The following is a 23,668-nucleotide window of genomic DNA, read 5'->3' as shown; positions in this document are numbered from 1 at the left end:
ACTGATTCGTAGCCCTCACCAATCGGGCTTTTACGGGCAGTTAATGCGTGATAAAAAAATAAAGTTTGCTCACGAAGAGCAAACTTTATTTTTTATCACGAGGATCATCGTACTTTAGTAATTGCTGTGGCAGTTTCTCTATCGCAACAGTTATCCCATCTAATTTACTTTCAATCCGATGGAGTAAATATAATGTTACAACAATTGGAAAGCCTACATTACCTATCATCCCAATCCACTCTTCCATCCTTCTCTCCTCCTTTCATTATATAAATAAGGGGAAAAGGCACATTTAGGCATAAAAAACAAGCTATTATGTATTAGCTTGTTTTTCAAATAATGATGCAATTTCTCGCTCATAATCTCCACGTATAATACCTTTCTCAGTAATAATACCTGTAATTAATTCATGCGGTGTTACGTCAAATGCAGGATTATAAACATCTGTACCAATCGGTGCCACTTGTTTGCCAAAAATTTTCGTAACTTCTGTTTCATCTCTTTCTTCAATAACAATTTCGGTACCTGTTTGTTTCGTAATATCAAACGTAGATAACGGAGCTGCAACGTAAAATGGAATTTCGAAATACTTTGCTAATATAGCTAAATTCATTGTTCCGATTTTATTTGCCGTATCTCCATTTGCGACAATTCGATCTGCCCCTACGATAATTGCATCAATTTCTTTCGTACGAATTGCATGAGCTGCCGTATTATCTGTAATAAGCGTCACATCAATACCCGCTTGCTTTAACTCCCATGTCGTTAAACGGCCACCTTGTAAAACCGGTCTCGTTTCACATGCATACGCATGTAAGTGTACACCTTTTTCTTTCCCGATATAAAACGGCGCTAATGCAGTACCATACCTTGCAGTTGCAATACTTCCAGCATTACAAATTGTTAAAATGTTATCACCGTCTGTAAAGCATGTTAACGCATGTTCCCCAATACTCCGGCATACCTCTTCATCTTCCTGCTGAATGCGAAGCGCTTCTTCTTCTAATGTTTTTTGCGCTTCTTTTATTGTAATAATCTCTCGAATAGATTCTCTCATACGATCAATTGCCCAAAACAAATTCACTGCCGTCGGTCGTGATGTCCCTAAATAGTTACAATCTCTATTAAATATCTTCTGAAATTCTTCAATATGTATCGTGTTATATTTTTTTGATGCAAGCGCCAAACCAAATGCTGCTACAATTCCAATTGCGGGTGCTCCGCGTACTTCTAGCATTACAATACTTTTCCATACCTCTTCAATAGTCGTCAACGTTTTATATTCTGTACTATACGGCAACTTTGTTTGATTTAATACCGCAATTGCATCACCTTTCCAACTTACAGACCTCGGAACAGTTACAAATGTACTCATGCTTTTATGCCTCCTGAAACTGTCTGTTGAAATAATGTTCGAAACAGTTGAATATCAGCACACTTAGATTCATATTTTATTAGTTCTTTTCCTAAGTACAGCGCTTGCTTCTTAGCTTGAATTCTTCTTTCTTTATTTGCTATTTCATCTAAATCCGCTACATGAGCTAAACCAATTGTTCTACGAATCAGTTCACATCCGGCAAATCCGACGGCATCAGTAAAGATATTTTGCAAAATAATTGGTAACCATTGTTTTTCTTTCGTATATGCTTCTACCCCTTCTCCAATCCATAACTTCGTAAAAGTTTCTACAAAATAACTCCATGTCTTTTCTATATGGAAAAATAGTACACTTCTCTTTTCTTCTTCTCTCGATAAAGCATTTAATAATAGATTTGCGATAAATTGACCGATATCAAAGCCAAATGGACCGTACGTTGCAAATTCTGGATCAATCACTTTCGTTTCAGAAGGTGATGAAAAAATACTACCAGTATGTAAATCACCATGAATAAGCGCTTCTTTTCTCGTTAAAAACTTATATTTATATTGTGCTACTTTTAGTTTTAAAATTTTGTCACTCCAAAGTTCATCAATCACTGACTGTAAATCTGACTCATAATCATTCGTATCGTAATGTCCAAACGGATCCGTAAAAACTAAATCTTCTGTAATTTTACTAAGGTCTGGATTTACAAATGTACCTTCTAGCATCCTTTTCTCTTCTGACTGTAAACCGAAATCTGAAGTATAAAATAAAACATGTGCTAGAAAACGACCGATATGCTGGGATAAAAGTGGATATCCTTCTCCATCTATTAATCCTTTTCTTGTAATTGTTAGTCTTGATAAGTCTTCTATTACTGTAACTGCTAACTCTTCATCATGACTGTACACTACCGGAACATAATCTGGTACATACTTCGCGAAAATTTGTAATGCCTTGCTTTCAATCGTCGCTCTTTTTATAGACAACGGCCAGCTCTCACCAACTACTTTCGCATATGGAAGTGCTTGTTTTATTATAATTGATCTCTCTCCATCAACTAATTTGAACACGTAATTTAAATTTCCATCTCCTATTTCATGACAAACTACATTCGCCTTCTTGTCAAAATATCCATGTTCTTTCGCATATTGTACAGCTGTTACTTCTGTTAATGAATAATATCCCATCGTCTTTTCCTCCTTTTTAAATTCAGAGGTTTTTCTAACGCAGAAAAACCTCTTTCCACTAAGAAAGAGGTTTGAAGTTTATCTTCTCCCCTCTTATCTGCCAGAAATTTTACTTTCTGCTGGAATTAGCACCGTGCCTTTTGGCGTCATAAACGCCCCATTTCACAATGGTATTACGGTCGGTTGCTGGGCTTCATCGGGCCAAATCCCTCCACCTGCTCTTGATAAGAGTTATATAATTTTTTAGAATTTTTAACTTTATGTTGAAGACTATACCAAGAATAAAAATCACTTGTCAATATTTTATTTGTATAGTTCTGGACGGCGATCTGCAAAAACTGGAATTCCTTTACGTACCTCTTTAATCTTTTCGAATGTAAGTTCTCCAAATAAAATGGATTCCTCTTTATTTGCCTCTACCACGACTTCACCCCAAGGATCCACAATTAGAGAATGACCTGCAAACTCATTATTCGGATCCTTTCCTGACCTATTGCATGCAACAACATAACATTGATTTTCAACTGCTCTTGCTTGCAATAGCAAACGCCAATGTGCTAAACGAACTAATGGCCATTCTGCTACAACGAAGAAAACTTTTGCCCCTTTAGCAGTATGAACGCGCATCCATTCTGGAAAACGAATATCATAGCAAATTGTGCCAGCGCACTCGATATCATCTAGTTTAAATTCACCTGTTTTATTACCCGCCATTAAATATTTGTGTTCATCCATAAGCTGAAATAAATGTACTTTACTATATTCATTGACTAGATCTCCTTCGTTGTTTACGACATACATTGTATTGGTAACCCCTTGCTCTGTTTGCTTTGCTATAGAACCACCAACAATATGTACACCATATTGCTTCGACCATTCTTTCAACCTTTCTTTCGTTTCTAATCCATCTCTATCTGCAATTTCAGAAAGCCTCGTTAAATCATATCCTGTTGTCCATAGTTCTGGTAAGACGATAACATCTGGTCTTTCCTTCATCGCTTCGCTTATTTTGTTTTTAGCGTTCTCCATATTTTTTTCTACATCTCCAAATACAATATCCATTTGAATACATGCGACTTTCATTTTTTCAGCCCCATTCTTAATTTTCTCTTTACAAAATACTGGAAAGATTATATCATTTGTCACTAGAATTGTAACAACTTTCAAAAGAGGTGGAAAGTATGAAATTATTTCAACCTTCTGAGATAGTAACATCATTGCCAACACAATTTTTCGCTTCACTTGTTGCAAAAGTTAACAAAGTCGTTGCGGCTGGTCACGATGTTATTAATCTAGGTCAAGGTAATCCAGATCAACCAACACCGCAGCATATCGTAAAAGCTTTACAACATGCTGCAGAAAAGACCATTCATCATAAATATCCGCCATTTCGCGGACACGAAAGCTTAAAAGAAGCCGTGGCAACATTCTATCAACGTGAATATGATGTAGTAGTAAATCCAAAAACTGAAGTTGCTATTTTGTTTGGTGGAAAAGCTGGATTAGTAGAATTACCAATGTGTTTTACCAATCCTGGTGATACGATTCTCGTTCCCGATCCAGGCTATCCAGATTATTTATCCGGAGTTGCTTTAGCAAAAGCACAATTTGAAACAATGCCGCTTATTGCCGAAAATAAATTTTTACCAGATTATACAAAAATTGATGACGCTATTGCGAAACAAGCAAAGTTAATGTTTTTAAACTATCCAAACAATCCTACTGGTGCTACTGTATCAAAAGATTTCTTTGATGAAACCATTCATTTTGCTAATAAACATAATATATTAGTCGTTCACGATTTTGCTTACGGTGCGATCGGATTTGATGGTCAAAAACCGGTTAGTTTCTTGCAAGCAGACGGTGCAAAAGATATAGGAATTGAAATTTACACATTATCCAAAACTTTCAATATGGCTGGATGGCGTATTGCTTTTGCCATAGGGAATGAAAGTGTCATCGAAACAATTAACCTATTGCAAGATCATATGTATGTTAGTATTTTTGGTGCAGTTCAAGACGCTGCCCGCGAAGCGCTATTAAGTTCACAATCTTGCGTCGTAGATCTTGTAAATAGTTACGAATCTCGAAGAAATGCTCTTATTTCAGCTTGTCACTCTATCGGTTGGAATGTAGACATCCCAACCGGATCCTTCTTTGCATGGCTTCCTGTACCAGAAGGCTATACATCTGAGCAATTTTCTGATATTTTGCTAGAAAAAGCACACGTTGCAGTTGCTCCTGGTGTTGGATTTGGTGAACACGGTGAAGGATACGTCCGCGTTGGTCTCTTGCACACAGAAGAACGATTACGAGAAGCAATTAATCGAATTGATAAATTAAATTTTTTCAAAAAGTCGTTGACAACATGAAAAATATCTGACAAAATTCAGTTATCTTAAAAATTTAAACATTTCTAAATACTTCTTATCAAGAGCAGGTGGAGGGACGAGCCCGACGAAACCCGGCAACCGATCTACAATTGTAGACACGGTGCTAATTCTCGCAGCATTACGCTGACAGATAAGGAGCTGGTTGTAAAAAAACCTCTCCTTAGCTGAGAGGTTTTTTTATTTAACTAGGAGGTTATAACAATGAGCGGAATTATAGCGACGTATTTAATCCATGACGATTCACTTAACTTAGACAAAAAGGCTGAACAAATTGCACTCGGTTTAACAATTGGCTCTTGGACTCATTTGCCACATTTATTACAAGAACAATTAAAACAACATAAAGGCAACGTCATTCATATTGAGGAATTAGATGAACAAGAACATATCAATTCGTATCTACGCAAAAAAGTAAAACGTGGGATTATTAAAATCGAATACCCATTATTAAATTTCAGTCCAGATTTACCAGCGATTTTAACAACTACATTCGGAAAGTTATCACTTGATGGCGAAGTGAAATTAATTGACTTAACGTTTTCAGACGAATTAAAAAAGCACTTTCCTGGTCCAAAATTCGGTATAGACGGTATTCGAAATCGTGTACAAGTGTATAACCGTCCCCTTTTAATGAGCATTTTCAAAGGAATGATTGGACGAAATATTGGATACTTAAAAACTCAATTACGCGATCAAGCAATTGGTGGTGTGGATATCGTAAAAGATGATGAAATTTTATTCGAGAACTCCTTAACACCACTTGCGAAGCGAATTGTATCTGGAAAAGAAGTTTTACAATCCGTATATGAAACATACGGCCATAAAACATTATATGCCGTAAATTTAACAGGGCGAACTTTCGACTTAAAAGAAAATGCGAAACGCGCAGTGCAGGCTGGTGCTGATATTCTATTATTTAATGTATTTGCTTACGGACTAGATGTACTACAATCACTGGCAGAAGATGATGAAATCCCAGTTCCTATTATGGCACACCCTGCTGTAAGTGGTGCTTATTCAGCATCCAAGCTATATGGGGTCTCATCTCCATTATTACTTGGAAAGCTACTACGTTATGCTGGTGCTGATTTTTCTTTATTCCCGTCTCCATACGGAAGTGTTGCGTTAGAAAAGGAAGAGGCTTTCAACATTTCAAACTATCTAACTGAAGACGATGCGTTTTTCAAGAAAAGTTTCTCTGTCCCATCTGCTGGCATTCATCCTGGTTTCGTTCCCTTTATTCTACGAGACTTCGGTAAAGATGTTGTTATTAATGCGGGCGGCGGCATACATGGGCATCCGTATGGGGCGCAAGGTGGTGGAAAGGCTTTCCGCACTGCAATTGATGCTACTTTGCAAGGTAATCTACTCCATGAAGTAGATGACATAAATTTGCATAGCGCACTACAAATATGGGGAAATCCCTCTTATGAGGTGAAATTATGAGTATTCAAGTATTTTGTGATTTCGATGGTACGATTACAAATAACGATAACATTATGTCGATTATGGAAAAATTCGCACCACCAGAAGCAGAAGAAATAAAGCAAAGAATTTTATCACAAGAGCTTTCTATTCAAGAAGGTGTTTCTCAATTATTTCAATTGCTACCTACTAATTTGCATGATGATATAATTCAATTTTTAAAAGAAACTGCCGAAATTCGTAGTGGCTTTCGTGAATTTATACAATTTGTAAATGAAAATAATATTTCTTTTTACGTTGTATCAGGTGGAATGGATTTCTTCGTCTATCCACTCTTACAAGGAATCATTCCAAAAGAGCAAATTTACTGTAATGAAACAGACTTTTCAAATGAATACATTACAGTTAAGTGGCCTAACCCTTGTGATCATTACTGTCAAAATCATTGTGGATTATGTAAATCATCTTTAATCCGCAAATTAAGTGATACAAATAATTTCCATATTGTAATCGGAGATTCTATTACTGATTTACAAGCTGCGAAACAAGCAGATAAAGTATTCGCTCGCGATTTCCTTATTACAAAGTGTAAAGAAAATCATATTGTTTATACACCGTTTGAAACATTTCACGATGTTCAAGCTGAATTAAAACATTTGTTGGAGGTGAAATCATGAAACAACTGTTTCGTCAATGGTATGACTTAAGCGAGATTAAAAAAGAATTAACAACTCGAAATTGGTTTCCAGCAACAAGTGGCAATATTTCTATAAAAGTTAGTCATGAGCCGCTTACTTTCCTTATTACAGCAAGCGGTAAAGATAAAACAAAAACCACTCCAGATGATTTTCTATTAGTAGATCATGCAGGAGTTCCTGTTTTAGAGACTGAATTACGCCCTTCAGCAGAAACAATATTGCATACACATATTTATAACAATACGAATGCCGGGTGCGTACTTCATGTTCATACAACGGATAACAATGTCATCACAAATTTGTATAGCGATACAGTCACCCTTCAAAATCAAGAAATCATTAAAGCTCTTGATATTTGGGAGGAAGGTGCAACAATTCACATTCCTATTATCGAAAACCATGCTCATATCCCAACACTTGGGGAAAACTTCCGAAAACATATACAAGGAGATTCGGGAGCAGTATTAATTCGAAATCACGGCATCACTGTATGGGGCCGTGATAGCTTTGATGCAAAGAAAAGATTAGAAGCTTATGAGTTTTTATTCCAATTTCATATAAAACTATTATCAATTCAAGGAGGCGTTTCTAATGGCGCAAATTCGTATTCATGAAGTAAATACTCGCATTGAGAATGAAGTGGAAGTATCAAAATTTCTACAAGAGGAAGGCGTTTTATATGAGAAATGGAATATTTCTAAACTTCCTACTCATTTAAATGAAAATTATTCGTTAACAGATGATAACAAAGCTGAAATATTAACTGTTTTTTCAAAAGAAATCGCTGATGTTTCAGCACGCCGAGGTTATAAAGCGCATGATGTAATTTCACTTTCAAGTAGCACACCTAACCTTGACGAATTATTAATTAATTTCCAAAAAGAACACCATCATACTGATGATGAAGTTCGCTTTATTGTCAGTGGCCATGGCATCTTTGCTATTGAAGGCAAAGATGGAAAATTCTTTGACGTTGAACTTGAGCCAGGCGACCTAATCTCTGTTCCTGAAAATGCAAGACATTATTTTACTTTGCAGGATGATCGTCAAGTTGTAGCTATTCGTATTTTTGTTACAACTGAAGGCTGGGTTCCAATCTATTAAGGTAGCTAGTTGAATAAAAGGACTTGGACCCCCTTTTCCAACCTTTTATTCACTCTACATATATACATCCTCCTATGGAACAGGCTTATTTCAAAAAATGAAATAGGCCTGATTTTTTATTTATTCAAAGCATCTTTCCTCTTCTTCCAAGAAACAATCTATCCACTCGATTTTTCAAGTGTATTTCTCAACCCTTTTTGAACATTTGTTGAACTTTTTTTGAATTTTTTCTGAAAATTCTGTTTTATATATGATATACTACAACTAATAAGAAGGAAAATAATATTGCAAACAGAGGGGGATAATCATGAGTTTACTTATCGCACTTATACTAGGAGTTTTATGCGGAGCTATTCCTGTTATTTTAGGAGCTATTATGGAAGAGTTAGAAGTTGGTGTTTTAGGTTTTGTCGCCTCTTGTGTAAGCGCTTTATTTTTTGGTTTATACGGCGCTATTCCTGTTGCTATTCTGTGCGCATTTTATATATTACGCCACGCTCGCTCAAAACAATTTGGCGCTAACCACATGGCGCAAGTTATCCCGTTCCCGGTTGAACGGTGCCGTCGAGCTTCTAGCTTATAATTATAAAAATGAAATATATTTACCTAAATAAATAAAAGTCCTCAAATGAGGACTTTTATTTATTTTCTTCTAGAAATTGAAACAATTCTTGTAGATGTAACGCATCTTCACTATAGCTAACAGACACATGACATATATCGTCAATCTCAGCTTGCATATAAAGATCCACTCCATCACGATCATATTTTAATGCCAAATAAAACTCCATTTCTTCTAACATCTTTTTTGAAGTTCGAATGACATAATGCCCTTTCTCATCTCTTCCATATTCAAAGTTTGGTTCAAAATCATATTTTTGTTTAAAGGCTTCCTTTTGTTTTTCATTGATTTGTATACAAGTTGCTCGCTGCACAGCATCAATCATCTCATCAAACTTTTGGAGATCCATCTCATTTACCCCCTTATATACTTTTTATATAACACTTGTGTTCCGCTATTTTCTTCTCCATCCATAATTAACTCTTCATACAATTCTTTCGCCAAGCTTAAACCTGGTACTGGTAATTGTAATTTTTCAGCCTCATCTAAAGCGATTTTCATATCTTTCATAAAATGCTTTACGTAAAACCCTGGCTCAAAGTCTCCTTTTAACATTCGAGGAGCTAAATTATTTAATGACCAACTACCTGCTGCACCTGTTGAAATACTCTCTAATACTTTATCTGGATTTAGTCCAGCCTTTTTCGCGTAAGCAACAGCTTCACATACTCCAATCATGTTGGATGCAATTGCAATTTGATTGCACATTTTCGTATGTTGTCCACTCCCAGCTGGTCCTTGTAACTGAATATTTGTTCCTAGTTTTTCAAATAACGGTAAACATCTATCATATATGTCTTTCTCTCCACCGACCATAATTGCAAGTCTTGCTTCTTTAGCACCAACATCTCCTCCAGATACTGGGGCATCTAACGTAAATACATTCTTTCTTTTACCAACTTCATTTATACGTTTTGCCAATGTTGGTGTAGATGTCGTAAAATCAATGGCTATCGTGCCTTCATTTGCATTCTCTATAATCCCTTCACTTCCAAAGTACACTTCTTCAACATCATGTGGATATCCAACCATAGTCATTACAACATCTACTTGCTTCACTAACTCTTTCGGTGTATCACACCAATTTGCACCATCTTGTACTAATGAATCTGTCTTCGCTTTCGTTCTATTATATACATATACTTTATGACCTTCTTGCATTAAATGACGAACCATACTTTTTCCCATTACACCAATACCGATGAAACCTATTGATAAAATTTTGTTTTCCATATTCTCATCCCCTTTGTTCTAATAAATCATTTACCATCTTTCGAAACTCATTATTAAAATCATCATCCATACTATTTTTCACATTTGAAAATAAAATAACAAAAGTCCCTTTTTCTTTATTAAAATTATTGAAAGTGTTCCAACCAGATAGTACACCATGATTATGAAAATAATCTGGGTATATATAAAAACTAAATGCATATTTCCGTTCTTCTGAAGGTGAAAACATCGCTTGCATACTTTGTTCAGAAAGAAGTTTCCCATTTATAATTGCTTCGTCTAATTTCTTCATATCTCCAACTGTCGTATACATCTCGCCGCAACCGTATAACCAATCCATTGACAATTTTTGTGCAGGTTCAAGTACATTATCTTTCTTAACGTACCCTTTAGTAAAATGCTGACCTCCCGGCGCCATATTTCCTATACCAGATTCGTGCATTTCTGCTTTAATAAATATATTTTCTTTTATGTAATCTCCTAACGTTTTTTTTGATATGCTTTCTATAATATAAGCAAGCACCATATAATTATAATCTGTATATCTCCAACCTGCTCCTGGTGGAAACTCTACTTTTTGACTCCCAATCCAATTTACTAAGTTTATACGAGAAGCCGCATTCACTTTTCCTTTGCCGCTTTCCGGTAAACCCGATGTATGCGTTAATAAATGATATAAAGTGATATTTTTATCTGCTGGAAATGAAGGAATATATGTATTTACATTTTCCTGAATGTTTAATTTCCCTTGTTCTTGTAGCTGTAAAATAGATGTAGCAACTACTGTTTTCGTAATAGAACCGATACGATATTTTGTTTGAGGTGTATTTTCTATTTTATTTTGAACATCAGCATATCCATATCCTTTATTCAATATAACACGCTCTTTATCAGTCACCAAAACTGTCCCATTAAATTGCTTTCCTACTAAATATTGATCTAATTTTTGAGATATACTAGCATAATCAATTTGTCTCTCTTCTTTTTCTTCTATATTATCTTGCACTTCTGACCCAATAGCCGGGGCCACATTAGTAGTTAACACTGTTTGTTCCATTACACTGGGAGCATAGAAAGCATAGTATACTCCACCGCAAACAACAGTACATAGTGAAGCAACTACTATTATTTTTTTTATCATATTGTTCCTCCATAATTACTTCATTACATATGGTCTCCCTACTACTATTATCAGGCAATAAAAAAAAATCGCAACAATTAGTTGCGAAAAATCACATTTTTTCTTTTCTATATATACATACCTGATTTTTCCCATTTTTTTTCGCTTCATATAATGCAATGTCCGCTCGCTGCATTAATTCTTCTCTTGTAATTCCTTTCTCATATAACGCTACTCCAAAACTCGCTGTTAATTTCGAAATTCCAGAGAATTGTTTTGTTTCAATAAAAAAGCGCAATGATTCTGCAACTTGAAATGCTTCTTTTTCTACTGTATTTGTCACTAATATAATAAATTCTTCTCCTCCCCATCTTGCAAATACATGTTGTTGCTCTACTTTAGACTTCATAAGTTCTGCAAGTTGTATTAATGCTAAGTCTCCAAAATCATGACCATATGTGTCATTTACTGTTTTAAAATTATCTATATCAAATAATATAATTGCCATTTTTTCATCGTTACGTATTACATTATCCCACTCTACCTCTAATATTTGTTGGAACTTCAAACGATTATAAATCTCTGTCAATGAATCTATCATGGCAAGTCTTTCTTGTTCTTGATAGATTTCATCTAATTCTGTAATCTCTGTACACTTTACAATAAATCTCGATAAATCTTCTGGTAACGGCGTCGCACGTAATAAAAAAGTTGATACAATTCCTTCATAATTAGACATCTTAATTCTTCTATCATATGATAATGTATCATCTAACCATGTTATATCATGAGTCGTCGAATAATATCCATTTTCTCTAATAAAATGTTCGGCAAACACTAAATGTTGCTCACGATAATCAAACAAATTTTCATATCCAAAAAACTCTAAAAAATTCGTATTACAATCAACAATCTCATCATCTTCTACTATAAATAATAGATCATTGTGAAAATCAAACATCATCTGCAGTAGTTCTTGTTGCAAACTTACTTGCCGCACTAAAGAAAGTTGATACAAACTTTTATTTACTTCCTCTAACACTACTTGTGGAGTTACTGGGGCTATCACAATATTACGTATTCCTAACGTAAGCACCTCTGTAAACTCATTTGTTATTTGTTGATCCCAAATGACAATGAATGTACTATGTGGATTATACATATTCTTTATATATTTTATTTGAGAAAAATCTGTTACATACATAATTACAATATGCGGTTTAGTCTTATGAAACAATAGTTCTCCTTCTTCAAAACTATTTGCTATAAACATGCATTTGGGATGAATATTTTCAATCGTTTGTTGATGTGTGCATCCATTTTCTATATAAAGGACATTTAACTTAAGATCTTGTAATACATTTTGGAAAACCGTATTCTCTAATAAAAAATGTAGTATGTTCATCACTAGTCTTCACTCACTTCATATATCTTGTTCTACAGAATTCCTCACAAACGTTTTATAAATAGCTATTCCCAAAAACTTTAATGCGTGAGGGATACATAGTAACAAGCTAATTGAGAATGTAATCTTCGCTTTTTCACTCTATAAATTCCTTTTTTAGTGTATGATTATAGGAATTGTATCGTTTGTATGAATGCCCTAGCTTACTCTTTAAAACTTGACAATTAAAATAAAGATATTATATTCTTAAACTCGACAACTTACAAAATGTAAGTAGAAGATATTACATTTATTTTTAAATAATTTGATATGTAATTTGGAGGATATATAATGACAAACGATAACTTTTTTAACGTTCTATATGAACGCACGTCTACACGTGCATTCAACCCAGACAAAGAAATTTCATCGACAGAATTACATGAAATTTTAAAAGCAGCTGCACAAGCACCTTCTGCTTGGAACCTGCAACACTGGAAATTCCTTGTTTTCCAAGGAGAAGATGTACAAAAACGATTACATCCAATTGCTTATAACCAACAACAAATTCTCGATGCTTCTGCAGTAGTCGCTGTTTTAGGTGATTTAGAAGCTTATAAAAATGTTGAACCCGTTTATGGTCCAATTGTTGAACAAGGCTTTATGAAAGAAGAAGCAAAAGAGCGCTTAGCTAAAAACATTGAATCTGCATATACTCGTGAACAATTCCCAAGAGATGCTGCTTTTTCAAATGCATCTTTAGCAGCAATGCAACTTATGCTTGCAGCTAAAGCAACTGGCTGGGACACTTGCGCTATCGGTGGTTTCAATCCACAAGCACTTACAGAAGAATTCAATGTTTCATCTCGATACGTACCAATTATGCTTATTACAATTGGTGAATCAACTTTAAAAGGCCACCCTGCACCACGAATGAGCGTAGAGCAAGTGAGTGAATGGGCAAAATAGTAAAAACGAAGGTAATTTCATTACCTTCGTTTTTTTATACTCTGTCACACATCCGTAATATTACAATGTGTTATTCGATATCTACAGATAGATAAACAGTACAGTTTATGTTAATTCCATAAACAAATATGACGTTTTGTGTCGAAATTTGTTAAAACATCGAAATATAACCGTGTATTTTTGTTACAATTATGATACAATGATAACAAATAGATAACAAGAGAGGGATTTTCATTGAGTTCATACGGAAGCTTTATCGCACTTTTAAGTTACATAGTAACTGTACTACTTCTATATTTTATTGGCGATGCTGCAAACATATCAGTGTTACAATTCCCAAAAGAAGAAGCGTTCCAATTAGACGCAGAAAAACATACTGCGCGATCCATTGCACCATTACTCTTAGCTCTCCCAGTATATATCATTGTTTTATATAAAAGTAAAAAAGTGTAAAGCCTACCTATTTCATTCATTTTGGTGGTCTTTACACTTTTTTGTGATATTTCCCCTATTTTAAACATCATTCCGTACTAAACACCCAGCTAGTCTTTTAAAATGAGAAAATACCCTAGAAAAAATTCCACGCTCTGTCCAGTCACTAACTACCGAACTTACATAGATTATAAGTGTGAAGGGGGTGATGAGGATTATGTTTGGATCATTTGGATGCTGTGATAACTTTAGAGACTGTCATCATCGTGAAAGAGAGTGTGACCATCGCGACCATCGTGAGAAAGAGAGAGAGGTAAAACCACAACAACCAGCTGTATGTAACGTACTTGCTAGCATTTCAGTTGGAACAGAGCTTTCTCTTTTAAGCATTAGAGGTAATGGTACTTTCAACAATGTAATTTTTGAAGGTTTCGCTAACGGTGTTGCTCTTTTCTCTGCTTTAGCTCGTAATAACAAAGACGACAAAGATAACAATAAAGACGATAAGAACAATCAAAATCGAAATACTTTTACTGGTATTTTACGTGTATGCCCAACTGATATCGTTGCAATCGCTATCTAATTCTGTCTCTTATCCTCGATAGTAAGCAAATAAGATTTACTTTTCTCATAGAAAAAACCTGAGACCGATTTCAAATCGACTCAGGTTTTTTTATTGATTATATGCTTTTAACTAATTCAACAACTTCTTCAGCAGTTGACATTGTTAATGCTTTTTCTGCTAATGTTTCCATTTCTGCTTTTGACAACTTGCTTAGTTGTGTTCTTGCAGGAAGGATAGATGTTGCACTCATACTGAACTCATCTAAGCCTAATCCTAATAATAATGGGATAGCAAGTGAATCTCCCGCCATCTCACCACACATACCAGCCCATTTGCCCTCTTTATGAGCAGCATCGATAACCATTTTTACAAGACGTAAAATAGATGGGTTATATGGTTGATATAAGTAAGCTACACGTTCGTTCATACGGTCTGCAGCCATTGTGTATTGGATTAAGTCATTTGTTCCGATAGAGAAGAAATCAACTTCTTTTGCGAATTGATCTGCTAATACTGCTGAAGCTGGAATTTCAACCATCATACCCACTTCAATAGAATCAGAAACAGTTGTACCCGCTTCTACAAGCTTTGCTTTCTCTTCTAATAAAATCGCTTTCGCTTGACGGAACTCATCAAGAGTTGCAATCATTGGGAACATAATTTTTAAGTTACCGTATACGCTAGCACGAAGTAATGCACGAAGTTGTGTACGGAACACATCTTGCTCATCAAGACATAAGCGAATTGCACGGTATCCTAAGAATGGGTTCATTTCTTTTGGTAAATGTAAGTATGGAAGTTCTTTATCTCCACCGATGTCAAGTGTACGAACAACAACAGGTTGACCTTCTTTTACACCTTCAAGAACTGCTTTATACGCCTCGAACTGCTCTTCTTCTGTTGGAAGATTGTCACGGCCCATGTATAAGAATTCTGTACGGTATAAACCAACGCCTTCTCCGCCATTATCGATAATACCTTGTACATCATTTGGTGTTCCGATATTAGCAACAAGCTCAACGTGATGTCCATCGCTCGTTACAGTAGCTTGGTCTTTTAATTTTGCCCATATTGCTTTTTGCTCTTCAAATTTCGCTTTCTTTTCTTCAAAAGAACGAAGAGTTTCTTCCGATGGGTTTACAATTACTTCTCCATCTAAACCGTCAATGATTACGATATCGCCATTTTGGATTTTCTCCATAACAACTTTCGTACCAACAACTGCAGGAATTTCCATAGAACGAGCCATAATTGCAGAGTGAGATGTACGTCCACCGATATCAGTCGTGAAACCTTTTGCATACTTACGGTTTAACTGAGCTGTATCAGATGGTGTTAAATCTTCAGCAATAATGATTACTTCTTCAGAAATTGTACCAGGGTTTGAGAAGTTAATTCCTAGTAAATGTGCAAGAACGCGTTTTGTTACGTCACGAATGTCCGCAGCACGTTCTTTCATATATTCGTTATCCATGTTTTCAAACATAGAAATAAACATTGATGCAACTTCATCCATTGCAAATTCAGCATTTACTTTTTCGCTATTTACTTTATCTTTTACCGGGTTTACTAGTTCTGGATCATTTAATACTAATAAATGTGCTTCAAAGATCGCAGCTTTATCAGCACCCAGCTCAGCAAAAGCGTGGTCCTTAATTGCTTCTAATTCAGTTTTTGCTTTCTCAAGCGCAGCGTCTAAGCGTGCAATTTCAGCAGCTTCGTTTGTAATTGATTTCTTTTCAATGTTAAATTCAGGATTCTCAAGTCTGAAAGCCTTTGCAATAGCAATCCCACTTGATGCAGCGATCCCTTGAATATTAAGAGTCATTATTCTCCTAATCCTTCGTTTTTCATAGTTTCTTCGATAGCTGCTAGTGCTTGAGCTGCATCATCACCATTTGCAGTGATTTTAATTTCTGCGTTTTGTTGAATGCCTAAAGACATAACGCCCATGATTGATTTTAAGTTAACGTTTTTTCCGTTATACTCTAAGTTAATGTCAGAACCAAATTTGCTTGCAGTGTTTACAAGTAGAGTTGCTGGACGTGCATGAATTCCTGAGTCGCTTGTTACTTTAAAGATTTTTTCCATGATAATTTATCTCCTTTAAATTACAGTTTTTTTTAGTTGTATAGACGTGAGTACTACATCATCTATTGTATATAATAGGCGATGTTCGGTCAACCACATCGCCTATTATAATTATAAACATTTTGCGTCAAATTCCTACTGAATGTCAATAATAGCGTTTTCGCCCTTCTTAACATTTCCATCTTTTTTCAATTCGACTTGTTGCCCTTGTTGTAAATTTGTAAATACAATTGGCGTAATAATAGATGGTGCATTTTCTTTTATGAATGTAAGATCTACTTTTAATAATGGTTGTCCTTGTTTCACTTTGTCGCCTTGCGCTACAAGTGCCTCAAATCCTTCACCATTTAATTTTACAGTATCAATACCAAAGTGAATTAATATCTCTTTTCCACCCTCAGATTGAATACCAATCGCATGCTTTGTAGGGAATACATTGACGATCTCACCATTAACTGGAGAAACTACTGTTCCTTCTGTTGGCTCGATTGCAAATCCGTCTCCCATCATTTTTCCTGAGAATACTTGATCAGGTACTTCTGTAATCGGTAAGATTTTCCCTTCAATTGGTGATACGATTGTTTCATTTTCATCAACTTTTTGAGGAGTTTCTTCTACCTTTACAGGCTCTTCTTTTTCAACATGAGGTGTACGGCCTGACATAATATCATGAATTTGTGATTTTAATGTGTCAGATTTTGGTCCGAAAATAGCTTGAATGTTATTTCCAACTTCAAGTACACCAGCCGCTCCAAGTTCTTTTAAGCGGTCTTTGTTTACATTCTTTTGTTCGTTAACTTGAACACGTAAACGAGTAATACAAGCATCTAAAGAAGCAATGTTTTCTTTACCACCAAGTGCTACTAATACTTCTCGAGGAAGTTCACCTGCTTCTGTTTTTCCTGCGCCGTCATTCGCATTTGCTACTTCACGACCAGGTGTTTTTAAATTCCATTTACGGATTGCAAAGCGGAATCCGAAGTAGTAAATAACTGCTAGTACAAGACCAACAATAATTACCCACCACCATGCTGTACGGCCTGGTAATACACCGAATAACATAAAGTCGATTAAACCACCAGAGAATGTCATACCAATTTTAACACCTAAAATTTGCATTGTCATAAATGATAGACCAGCAAATACAGCGTGAATTCCGAATAATACTGGTGCTACGAATAAGAATGAAAATTCAAGTGGTTCTGTAATACCTGTTAAGAAAGATGTTAATGCAGCAGAACCTAAAATACCAGCTGCTAATTTTTTATTTTCTGGACGTGCTTCATGGTACATTGCTAAAGCTGCTGCTGGAAGACCGAACATCATGAACGGATACTTACCAGTTGTAAATGTACCTGCTGTTAATTCTACACCATCTTTTAACTGTGCCATAAAGATTTTTTGGTCACCGCGGATTAATTCGCCAGCCGCATTTGTGTACTGACCAAATTCGAACCAGAACGGTGAATAGAAAATGTGATGTAATCCAAATGGAATTAATGAACGTTCAATTAAACCAAAAATAAATGCTGCTAACGTTCTATTCGCATCAATCATTTGATGTGAGAACGTATTTAAGCCACCTTGAATGTATGGCCAAATGAAGCACATGATAATACCTACTACTAAAGAGAATGTTGCAGTTGCGATCGGTACGAAACGCTTACCTGCAAAGAAACCTAGGTATGAAGGTAATTCAATATTGAAGTATTTATTATAGCAATATGCCGCTACTATACCGACGATAATACCACCAAATACTCCTGTTTGTAGCGTTGGAATTCCTAATACATTCGCATATGCTGGATCTGCAAATCCAATTTTCACTGGGTCTGCTCCAGAACTTGTTACTTTTACTAACTTATCTACTTCTAAGAACACACTCATCGTTTTGTTCATAATTAGGTAGCCAACGAATGCTGCTAAACCAGCTACTCCGTCTCCACCTGCTAAACCAACTGCTACCCCAACTGCGAATAATAATGCAAGGTTAGCGAAAATAATATCACCAGATTGTTCCATAATTTTTGCAACCATTACGAACCAATCTGCTTTTAAAGCAGGAATAACATTTGTTAACTGTGGATTTTGAAATGCATTACCAAATCCAAGTAAAATACCTGCTGCCGGTAAAATCGCTACTGGAAGCATTAACGCTTTCCCGACTTTTTGAAGAACACCAAAGATCTTCTTAAACATGGAAACCCTTCCTCTCTTATCTATATTGATACCTTCCGACAAACGCCAAAAAGGCATGAGGAAAAAAAGATAGAACGATAGCTATACAAAGGGTAGTATATCCCTTTCTCTAGCTTACATTCCTGGCTTTTCTCCACTCATGCCTGATCGAATCAGTAACACGTGTCAAAAATAGGTTTACGTATAAGTTCACTATAATTAAGGCAAACGTTTTCGTTACTTACCTTAATGTGTTTGTCGAAATTTGTATAACTTTGCAATAGTTATTATACATAACTATTGTAAGCGATTCAATGATTTTTTTTAACGTTTTCATTTTAGACAAAAATATATGTCTTTTTACACATGCTCCGCTTTCACTAATCGTTGCAAGTGCATTGTTAAATAAATACTTTCAGCTTCATATACAGGCAATTGCAATTCTTTTTGCATGACCTTAACCAGCTTCCAGGCTAAATTATAACAGACGGGATATTCTGCCTTTAATAAATCAGCAAAGCTTTGTGATTCCTCAACTTTTTCTCCCTTTTTCACCCGTTCAATAGCATATTGTAAATGACGAATAAGGCGCAAATAGTGAATACTTTCTTGGTCTAATGTAATTTGTAAGCTTGTTTCAATTAAAGATACAAGTTGTGCAATGAGACGGGAGTTTTGATTAACTGAAGATAAATCTGAATTTGTAAGTGAACTGTAAATATGGAGTGCAATAAAACCAATTTCTCCTTCTGGCAATGTAATTTGCAAACGAGAATTTAAAAGGTCTACAACACCTTCAGCAATTTCGTATTCTTCTGGATATAGCATTTTCGTTTCAACCAGAAAAGGATTATCTATTGTAAGTCCTTGTTTTAACCGCTTAACTGCAAAAGAAATATGATCTGTTAAAGCGATGTGAATATGTTCATTTAATGGCGATTTTGCCTTTTCTTGAATGTAGAACATAATGTCATTCATTAATTCAATTAATTTTTCACTCACATGCGGCACTAACAGTTTGTATTGTTCTCGATCACGTTCATTTTTTAAAACAAACATTTTTTCAATTTGTAATTGCTCCAATACATCTTTCGCTTTTTTTCCAAATCCAATTCCTTTACCAATCACTACTACTTCCTCGTGTTCAGGATGGCTAGCAATGATGACATTATTATTTAAAACTTTTTTAATTTCTAGATAATTACTCATATAACACCACCCTCGTACTTAAATAGCCTGCTTTTATGTTACAGAATATTCTTCTTTGTCGTCAATGTAAAACATCTACCATTTAATAAAAATTCATTTTTTAGACATGTTTGTATATGATGCGTATAATGTAAGGGCAACTGTACATAGAAAGGAGATTGCAACATGATTAAAATGTTTGTAAGTGATATTGATGGAACAATGATGCAACACGGAGGTTTTATCGACGAACAAGATATTATCGCTTTGCGCAGCTTAGCTGAACAAAATGTAATTCTTTGTTTCGCTTCTGGAAGACTTGATAATGAAATTGCAGACTTAATGAGAGCGGTTAATACAAATTTCCATCGCATTAGTGTAAATGGTGTTTTTGTATATACACATGAAAATAAGAAGCTATTATCTGCAACTTTCGATTCCAGCATTCTTCCAGATTTGTTAGCTATGACAAATGAAGACCCTTATTTCCGTTATGTAAGTGATGAACATAGCTACTACATTGAAGAAAAAACACCGTTTATTCATGAACTTGAACAACAAGTAACGATGACTTCTGTTGAAGAACCTAATCTATTACAGAAAATTGATGATACAATTTTTCCAAATAAAATTTCTGTCGGTGGAACGAAGGAAAGCTTACAACTCCTTCAGAAAAAAATTGATGAAAAATTTCATGGGAAAGTTAGCACCTTCATTTCGGCAGAACAATGTTTAGATGTAATGCCACCTAATATTAGTAAAGGTTCTGCTATTTCTATTTTATTAAAAGAATTTCAAATACAACCAGAGGAAATTGCTTGCATAGGGGATTCTTATAATGATATTCCAATGTTCTCTTTAACTCCTCACAGTTTTGCTATGTCTCAAGCAGATGACGCAGTAAAAGAGCACGCTCACTATGTAGTAAATACGGTTAAAGATGCTGTTAACCACGTAATTACTCATAATAAAAATACGACTCACTCCTTATAAGGATGAGTCGTATTTTTATTTCTTTACATGTTAAACACTTTAAAATTTACTGTACTTTACAAACTGAAATATATTATTTGTTACGTGCGATGTTTGTAATAAATTTATAACGATCCCCACGATAAATACATTTCACATACTCTAACGGTATCTCACCTTCTGAATATGACCATTGGCGCATTACAAGCACAGGCGCCTTTTTAGGAATATGCAGATGTTCAGCTTCATTATCCGTTGCAATGGAAGCTTCAATTGATTGAGTAGCGCTAACAAGCTTAAAGCCCAGTTTTTTCTCTAAATGTTCATATAAAGATTGTTGCAATATTTCTTCGTTAATATCTTTTACAAGAGCTGGCGACAAATATGTCGTCTCAAAAGCAATCGGTTCATCATCAGCTAAGCGAATACGCCTCACTTCATAAACCGACTCCCCCTCCTGTATTCTCAACCGGTCTGCTATTTTCGCAGTAGCTGGAACTAGGCGGAAACTAAGTAATTGACTACTTGGGTTCATCCCGCGAGAAATCATATCTTCTGTGAATCCCGTCATTCCTTGCAATTTTTGTTCCACTTTCGGAAGTTGGACAAACGTTCCAATTCCACGTTTCCGATATAAATAGCCTTGTTCCACTAAATTATTAATCGCCTGTCTGATTGTCATACGACTCACTTCGAACTTATCACAAAGTTCATTCTCAGATGGGATTTTGTCTCCCGGCTTCCATTCGCCGTCCTCAATTAGCTGTTTCACCCACTCTTGAATCTGATAATAGATCGGAAATGGTGAATACTTGTCGATGTTCATCAGCAATCGCCTCACTGCATAAAGATAGAGCTTCTTGATCAGCGATTACGGTTACATTCGGATGACGTTGTAAAACTGTAGCAGGACACGCTTCACTATATTCACCTTGCAATAACTCTTTAAGTGCTTCTGCCTTTTTAGGCCCCATAGCAACAAGTAGAATTTGTTTTGCTTTCATAATGCTTCCAATTCCCATTGTAATCGCATGAGTTGGCACATCTTCTTCTTTTTCGAAGAAACGAAGGTTTGCTTGGCGTGTAGATTCTGTTAATTCAACAATGTTAGTTGGAGAATTAAATGCTGTTCCTGGCTCGTTAAATCCGATGTGACCGTTTTCACCGATTCCAAGAATCTGTAGGTCAACTGGGTTAGCAGCTAGAATGCTCTCGTAACGTGTGCACTCTTCCTCTAAATCACTTGCCATCCCGTTTGGTACATAAGTTTGTTTAAATGGAAGATAATCAAACAACTGTTCTTGCATGAAATAGTGATAGCTGTTTTTATCTTCGTGTGGTAAATTTACGTACTCATCTAAGTTTACAGTGGTTGCATGACTTGTATCAAGTTTATTTTTTCGCATTTCTGCATAAATACCTAATGGAGAGCTTCCTGTAGCCATTCCTAATGTTGGATTTTCTTTTGATTTTACAACTTCTTCAATTAATTTATAACCTGCTTCTGCTAATTCTTCTGGAGTTTTTACAACAAGAATATTCATTTAATTACTTCCCTTCCTTCATATGAATTCCTAAACGAACGGTATCATATACATGTAAATTTTCAGTCATCACAACAAAGTCTGCATCTTTCCCTACCGCTAACGCACCTTTTTTATTTAATCCAAACTCTTCTGCCTGGTTAACTGATGTCATACGTACTGCGTCTTCGATTGAACATCCTGTAAATTCAATTACATTTCGGAAAGCTTGATCCATTTTTAGAATACTACCAGCTAACGTTCCATCTTCTAATCGAGCACTACCATCTTTTACATGTACTGGCTGTCCGCCAAGTTCATATAATCCATCTTCAAGACCTTTTGCTCGCATTGCGTCAGTAATGACACTTACTTTTTTCGGTCCTTTTAATTTATATGCTAATTTCACCATATCAGGGTGAATATGAATGCCATCTGTAATTACTTCAACCATTACATCTGGATTTAATAACACATGACCAACAACTCCTGGTTCACGGTGATGTAATCCACGCATTTGATTGTACAAATGTGTTGCATGTGTAATGTTTCTATTTTTTAGTTGCGCATCAATTGCATCTGTATGCCCCATTGTGCCAACAACACCAGTTTCAGCAAGATACTGTTCAAACTCTAATGCTCCTTCTTCCTCTGGTGCATATGTGACTAACTTAATTAAATTACCGCTTGCTTCCTGCCATTGTTTAAACTGTTCAATATTCGCAGGAACGATATGTTCTAGTGGTTGTGCACCTGCACGTTTTTTTGAAACATACGGTCCTTCTAAATGAATATATTCGAAATGTGCTCCTTTTTCTTTCGCTTCCTTTGCAGCACTTAGTGCCGCTTCTATCGCTTCTGGAGCTTGTGTCATTGTTGTCGGGAAGTAAGTTGTAACCCCTTCTTTTAACATTTCTTTACCTAGAGTTACTAATCCATCGCTATTTGCATCCATCGCATCAATATCGTATCCACCATGAATATGAACATCAATCATACCTGGAATTACAATCTTCCCTGTAGCATCAATAACAGTTTCATCTTCTTGTGGTACATATTGAGCCATCAAACCAATTTCTTTAATTGTTTCTGCGTAACGAATAAATCCGTTTTCCACTACTTCTTGACCTGTGTAAATTTTGGCATTGATGACAATTTGCGTTTTCATTTTCATCGACCCTTTCCCATGAACTTTCCTACTTGTTCTTATTACCTTAT

At 35.5% G+C, this 23,668-nt stretch carries 25 protein-coding genes and 2 riboswitches; of the genes, 10 read left to right on the top strand and 15 right to left on the bottom strand.

The annotated features are described in order from the left end of the window. Positions 1–85: 85 nt before the first annotated feature. From A6J74_RS24390 to A6J74_RS24375, 4 genes are all read right to left on the bottom strand, one after another. Positions 86–247 (bottom strand): YvrJ family protein, encoded by a 162-nt coding sequence (locus tag A6J74_RS24390; protein WP_000393323.1) that lies wholly within the window; start codon positions 245–247, stop codon positions 86–88. 66 nt (positions 248–313) lie between these two features. Continuing rightward, positions 314–1,375, bottom strand: a complete 1,062-nt coding sequence (mtnA, locus tag A6J74_RS24385; RefSeq protein ID WP_000103030.1) for an S-methyl-5-thioribose-1-phosphate isomerase — start codon at positions 1,373–1,375, stop codon at positions 314–316. Then, positions 1,372–2,553: an S-methyl-5-thioribose kinase gene (gene mtnK / locus A6J74_RS24380; protein WP_000542699.1), complete on the bottom strand. Its 1,182-nt coding sequence runs from the start codon at positions 2,551–2,553 to the stop codon at positions 1,372–1,374. The genes mtnA and mtnK overlap by 4 nt, the downstream gene beginning before the upstream one ends. Positions 2,554–2,643: 90 nt before the next feature. Further along, positions 2,644–2,784: riboswitch (SAM riboswitch) on the bottom strand. Between the two features lie 72 nt (positions 2,785–2,856). Further along, positions 2,857–3,720 (bottom strand): carbon-nitrogen family hydrolase, encoded by an 864-nt coding sequence (locus tag A6J74_RS24375; RefSeq protein ID WP_002093326.1) that lies wholly within the window; start codon positions 3,718–3,720, stop codon positions 2,857–2,859. A 14-nt stretch (positions 3,721–3,734) separates the two neighbouring features. Here A6J74_RS24375 and A6J74_RS24370 point away from each other — a divergent pair, with 14 nt between their 5' ends. The 6 genes from A6J74_RS24370 to A6J74_RS24345 all read left to right on the top strand — a co-directional run bounded on the left by A6J74_RS24370 (position 3,735) and on the right by A6J74_RS24345 (position 8,756). Further along, complete coding sequence (locus A6J74_RS24370) at positions 3,735–4,925, top strand: pyridoxal phosphate-dependent aminotransferase (RefSeq protein ID WP_000765541.1); 1,191 nt, start codon at positions 3,735–3,737, stop codon at positions 4,923–4,925. A 52-nt stretch (positions 4,926–4,977) separates the two neighbouring features. After that, a riboswitch (SAM riboswitch) is annotated at positions 4,978–5,083 on the top strand. Between the two features lie 64 nt (positions 5,084–5,147). Continuing rightward, positions 5,148–6,392 (top strand): 2,3-diketo-5-methylthiopentyl-1-phosphate enolase, encoded by a 1,245-nt coding sequence (gene mtnW, locus A6J74_RS24365; protein ID WP_000014211.1) that lies wholly within the window; start codon positions 5,148–5,150, stop codon positions 6,390–6,392. Then, the gene (locus tag A6J74_RS24360; RefSeq protein WP_000027454.1) at positions 6,389–7,048 is read left to right on the top strand and encodes a 2-hydroxy-3-keto-5-methylthiopentenyl-1-phosphate phosphatase; all 660 of its coding nucleotides are present in this window, start codon (positions 6,389–6,391) and stop codon (positions 7,046–7,048) included. The genes mtnW and A6J74_RS24360 overlap by 4 nt, the downstream gene beginning before the upstream one ends. Beyond that, complete coding sequence (locus A6J74_RS24355) at positions 7,045–7,683, top strand: methylthioribulose 1-phosphate dehydratase (protein WP_000811318.1); 639 nt, start codon at positions 7,045–7,047, stop codon at positions 7,681–7,683. Before A6J74_RS24360 ends, A6J74_RS24355 begins: the two co-directional genes overlap by 4 nt. Beyond that, the gene (locus A6J74_RS24350) at positions 7,661–8,173 is read left to right on the top strand and encodes a 1,2-dihydroxy-3-keto-5-methylthiopentene dioxygenase (RefSeq protein ID WP_000057312.1); all 513 of its coding nucleotides are present in this window, start codon (positions 7,661–7,663) and stop codon (positions 8,171–8,173) included. Before A6J74_RS24355 ends, A6J74_RS24350 begins: the two co-directional genes overlap by 23 nt. A gap of 307 nt (positions 8,174–8,480) precedes the next feature. Further along, positions 8,481–8,756: a hypothetical protein gene (locus A6J74_RS24345; RefSeq protein ID WP_000054649.1), complete on the top strand. Its 276-nt coding sequence runs from the start codon at positions 8,481–8,483 to the stop codon at positions 8,754–8,756. Between the two features lie 55 nt (positions 8,757–8,811). Here A6J74_RS24345 and A6J74_RS24340 read toward each other — a convergent pair whose 3' ends face one another. From A6J74_RS24340 to A6J74_RS24325, 4 genes are all read right to left on the bottom strand, one after another. Beyond that, entirely contained in the window at positions 8,812–9,144 is a 333-nt protein-coding gene (locus tag A6J74_RS24340) for a DUF3909 family protein (protein WP_000365606.1), read from the bottom strand. Positions 9,145–9,149: 5 nt separating this feature from the next. Continuing rightward, positions 9,150–10,028, bottom strand: a complete 879-nt coding sequence (locus tag A6J74_RS24335; protein ID WP_000428222.1) for an NAD(P)-dependent oxidoreductase — start codon at positions 10,026–10,028, stop codon at positions 9,150–9,152. Between the two features lie 4 nt (positions 10,029–10,032). Further along, entirely contained in the window at positions 10,033–11,169 is a 1,137-nt protein-coding gene (locus tag A6J74_RS24330) for a serine hydrolase domain-containing protein (RefSeq protein ID WP_000591853.1), read from the bottom strand. Between the two features lie 91 nt (positions 11,170–11,260). Next, positions 11,261–12,553, bottom strand: coding sequence for a GGDEF domain-containing protein (locus tag A6J74_RS24325; RefSeq protein ID WP_001023176.1), 1,293 nt, complete (start codon positions 12,551–12,553; stop codon positions 11,261–11,263). Positions 12,554–12,883: 330 nt separating this feature from the next. Here A6J74_RS24325 and A6J74_RS24320 point away from each other — a divergent pair, with 330 nt between their 5' ends. From A6J74_RS24320 to A6J74_RS24310, 3 genes are all read left to right on the top strand, one after another. Beyond that, complete coding sequence (locus A6J74_RS24320) at positions 12,884–13,501, top strand: nitroreductase family protein (protein ID WP_000180374.1); 618 nt, start codon at positions 12,884–12,886, stop codon at positions 13,499–13,501. 234 nt (positions 13,502–13,735) lie between these two features. Beyond that, positions 13,736–13,954, top strand: coding sequence for a hypothetical protein (locus tag A6J74_RS24315; protein WP_000100489.1), 219 nt, complete (start codon positions 13,736–13,738; stop codon positions 13,952–13,954). Between the two features lie 196 nt (positions 13,955–14,150). Then, positions 14,151–14,516, top strand: coding sequence for a DUF3915 domain-containing protein (locus tag A6J74_RS24310; RefSeq protein WP_000468033.1), 366 nt, complete (start codon positions 14,151–14,153; stop codon positions 14,514–14,516). Between the two features lie 97 nt (positions 14,517–14,613). Here the strand turns inward: A6J74_RS24310 and ptsP are convergent, their stop codons facing one another. The 4 genes from ptsP to glcT form a co-directional block, all read right to left on the bottom strand. Beyond that, positions 14,614–16,326, bottom strand: a complete 1,713-nt coding sequence (gene ptsP / locus A6J74_RS24305; RefSeq protein WP_000174209.1) for a phosphoenolpyruvate--protein phosphotransferase — start codon at positions 16,324–16,326, stop codon at positions 14,614–14,616. Beyond that, the gene (ptsH, locus tag A6J74_RS24300; protein WP_000411080.1) at positions 16,326–16,589 is read right to left on the bottom strand and encodes a phosphocarrier protein HPr; all 264 of its coding nucleotides are present in this window, start codon (positions 16,587–16,589) and stop codon (positions 16,326–16,328) included. The genes ptsP and ptsH overlap by 1 nt, the downstream gene beginning before the upstream one ends. A gap of 135 nt (positions 16,590–16,724) precedes the next feature. After that, positions 16,725–18,788, bottom strand: a complete 2,064-nt coding sequence (ptsG, locus tag A6J74_RS24295; RefSeq protein WP_080609609.1) for a PTS glucose transporter subunit IIABC — start codon at positions 18,786–18,788, stop codon at positions 16,725–16,727. A gap of 339 nt (positions 18,789–19,127) precedes the next feature. Then, complete coding sequence (gene glcT / locus A6J74_RS24290) at positions 19,128–19,976, bottom strand: glucose PTS transporter transcription antiterminator GlcT (protein WP_000073869.1); 849 nt, start codon at positions 19,974–19,976, stop codon at positions 19,128–19,130. A 165-nt stretch (positions 19,977–20,141) separates the two neighbouring features. Here glcT and A6J74_RS24285 point away from each other — a divergent pair, with 165 nt between their 5' ends. After that, a complete protein-coding gene (locus A6J74_RS24285; RefSeq protein WP_000594219.1) occupies positions 20,142–20,948 on the top strand; it encodes a Cof-type HAD-IIB family hydrolase in 807 nt (268 codons plus the stop codon). A gap of 73 nt (positions 20,949–21,021) precedes the next feature. On the opposite strand, the gene phnF is transcribed toward A6J74_RS24285, so the two are convergent. Genes phnF through nagA form a run of 3 tightly spaced genes read right to left on the bottom strand, consistent with a single transcriptional unit; the run spans position 21,022 to position 23,618 of the window. After that, positions 21,022–21,753, bottom strand: a complete 732-nt coding sequence (phnF, locus tag A6J74_RS24280; RefSeq protein WP_073990542.1) for a phosphonate metabolism transcriptional regulator PhnF — start codon at positions 21,751–21,753, stop codon at positions 21,022–21,024. After that, positions 21,683–22,471 carry a glucosamine-6-phosphate deaminase gene (nagB, locus tag A6J74_RS24275; RefSeq protein ID WP_001024199.1) on the bottom strand — a complete coding sequence of 263 codons (789 nt, stop codon included), beginning with the start codon at positions 22,469–22,471 and terminating at the stop codon, positions 21,683–21,685. The genes phnF and nagB overlap by 71 nt, the downstream gene beginning before the upstream one ends. Before the next feature lie 4 nt (positions 22,472–22,475). Continuing rightward, positions 22,476–23,618: an N-acetylglucosamine-6-phosphate deacetylase gene (gene nagA / locus A6J74_RS24270; protein WP_000856951.1), complete on the bottom strand. Its 1,143-nt coding sequence runs from the start codon at positions 23,616–23,618 to the stop codon at positions 22,476–22,478. Between the last annotated feature and the right edge of the window lie 50 nt (positions 23,619–23,668).

The organism is Bacillus sp. FDAARGOS_235 (assembly GCF_002073415.2).
GTDB classification, from domain to species: domain Bacteria; phylum Bacillota; class Bacilli; order Bacillales; family Bacillaceae_G; genus Bacillus_A; species Bacillus_A toyonensis.
Note: the sequence above shows the minus strand (reverse complement) of the source record. Positions and strands in the feature narration are given on the sequence as shown.

Excerpts from the sequence above, each read along its gene's own strand:
- A6J74_RS24390 (WP_000393323.1), bottom strand. The coding sequence starts at position 247 with ATGGAAGAGTGGATTGGGATGATAGGTAATGTAGGCTTTCCAATTGTT.
- mtnA (WP_000103030.1), bottom strand. The coding sequence starts at position 1,375 with ATGAGTACATTTGTAACTGTTCCGAGGTCTGTAAGTTGGAAAGGTGAT.
- mtnK (WP_000542699.1), bottom strand. The coding sequence starts at position 2,553 with ATGGGATATTATTCATTAACAGAAGTAACAGCTGTACAATATGCGAAA.
- A6J74_RS24370 (WP_000765541.1), top strand. The coding sequence starts at position 3,735 with ATGAAATTATTTCAACCTTCTGAGATAGTAACATCATTGCCAACACAA.
- mtnW (WP_000014211.1), top strand. The coding sequence starts at position 5,148 with ATGAGCGGAATTATAGCGACGTATTTAATCCATGACGATTCACTTAAC.
- A6J74_RS24360 (WP_000027454.1), top strand. The coding sequence starts at position 6,389 with ATGAGTATTCAAGTATTTTGTGATTTCGATGGTACGATTACAAATAAC.
- A6J74_RS24355 (WP_000811318.1), top strand. The coding sequence starts at position 7,045 with ATGAAACAACTGTTTCGTCAATGGTATGACTTAAGCGAGATTAAAAAA.
- A6J74_RS24350 (WP_000057312.1), top strand. The coding sequence starts at position 7,661 with ATGGCGCAAATTCGTATTCATGAAGTAAATACTCGCATTGAGAATGAA.
- A6J74_RS24345 (WP_000054649.1), top strand. The coding sequence starts at position 8,481 with ATGAGTTTACTTATCGCACTTATACTAGGAGTTTTATGCGGAGCTATT.
- A6J74_RS24340 (WP_000365606.1), bottom strand. The coding sequence starts at position 9,144 with ATGGATCTCCAAAAGTTTGATGAGATGATTGATGCTGTGCAGCGAGCA.
- A6J74_RS24335 (WP_000428222.1), bottom strand. The coding sequence starts at position 10,028 with ATGGAAAACAAAATTTTATCAATAGGTTTCATCGGTATTGGTGTAATG.
- A6J74_RS24330 (WP_000591853.1), bottom strand. The coding sequence starts at position 11,169 with ATGATAAAAAAAATAATAGTAGTTGCTTCACTATGTACTGTTGTTTGC.
- A6J74_RS24325 (WP_001023176.1), bottom strand. The coding sequence starts at position 12,553 with ATGAACATACTACATTTTTTATTAGAGAATACGGTTTTCCAAAATGTA.
- A6J74_RS24320 (WP_000180374.1), top strand. The coding sequence starts at position 12,884 with ATGACAAACGATAACTTTTTTAACGTTCTATATGAACGCACGTCTACA.
- A6J74_RS24310 (WP_000468033.1), top strand. The coding sequence starts at position 14,151 with ATGTTTGGATCATTTGGATGCTGTGATAACTTTAGAGACTGTCATCAT.
- ptsP (WP_000174209.1), bottom strand. The coding sequence starts at position 16,326 with ATGACTCTTAATATTCAAGGGATCGCTGCATCAAGTGGGATTGCTATT.
- ptsH (WP_000411080.1), bottom strand. The coding sequence starts at position 16,589 with ATGGAAAAAATCTTTAAAGTAACAAGCGACTCAGGAATTCATGCACGT.
- ptsG (WP_080609609.1), bottom strand. The coding sequence starts at position 18,788 with ATGTTTAAGAAGATCTTTGGTGTTCTTCAAAAAGTCGGGAAAGCGTTA.
- glcT (WP_000073869.1), bottom strand. The coding sequence starts at position 19,976 with ATGAGTAATTATCTAGAAATTAAAAAAGTTTTAAATAATAATGTCATC.
- A6J74_RS24285 (WP_000594219.1), top strand. The coding sequence starts at position 20,142 with ATGATTAAAATGTTTGTAAGTGATATTGATGGAACAATGATGCAACAC.
- phnF (WP_073990542.1), bottom strand. The coding sequence starts at position 21,753 with ATGAACATCGACAAGTATTCACCATTTCCGATCTATTATCAGATTCAA.
- nagB (WP_001024199.1), bottom strand. The coding sequence starts at position 22,471 with ATGAATATTCTTGTTGTAAAAACTCCAGAAGAATTAGCAGAAGCAGGT.
- nagA (WP_000856951.1), bottom strand. The coding sequence starts at position 23,618 with ATGAAAACGCAAATTGTCATCAATGCCAAAATTTACACAGGTCAAGAA.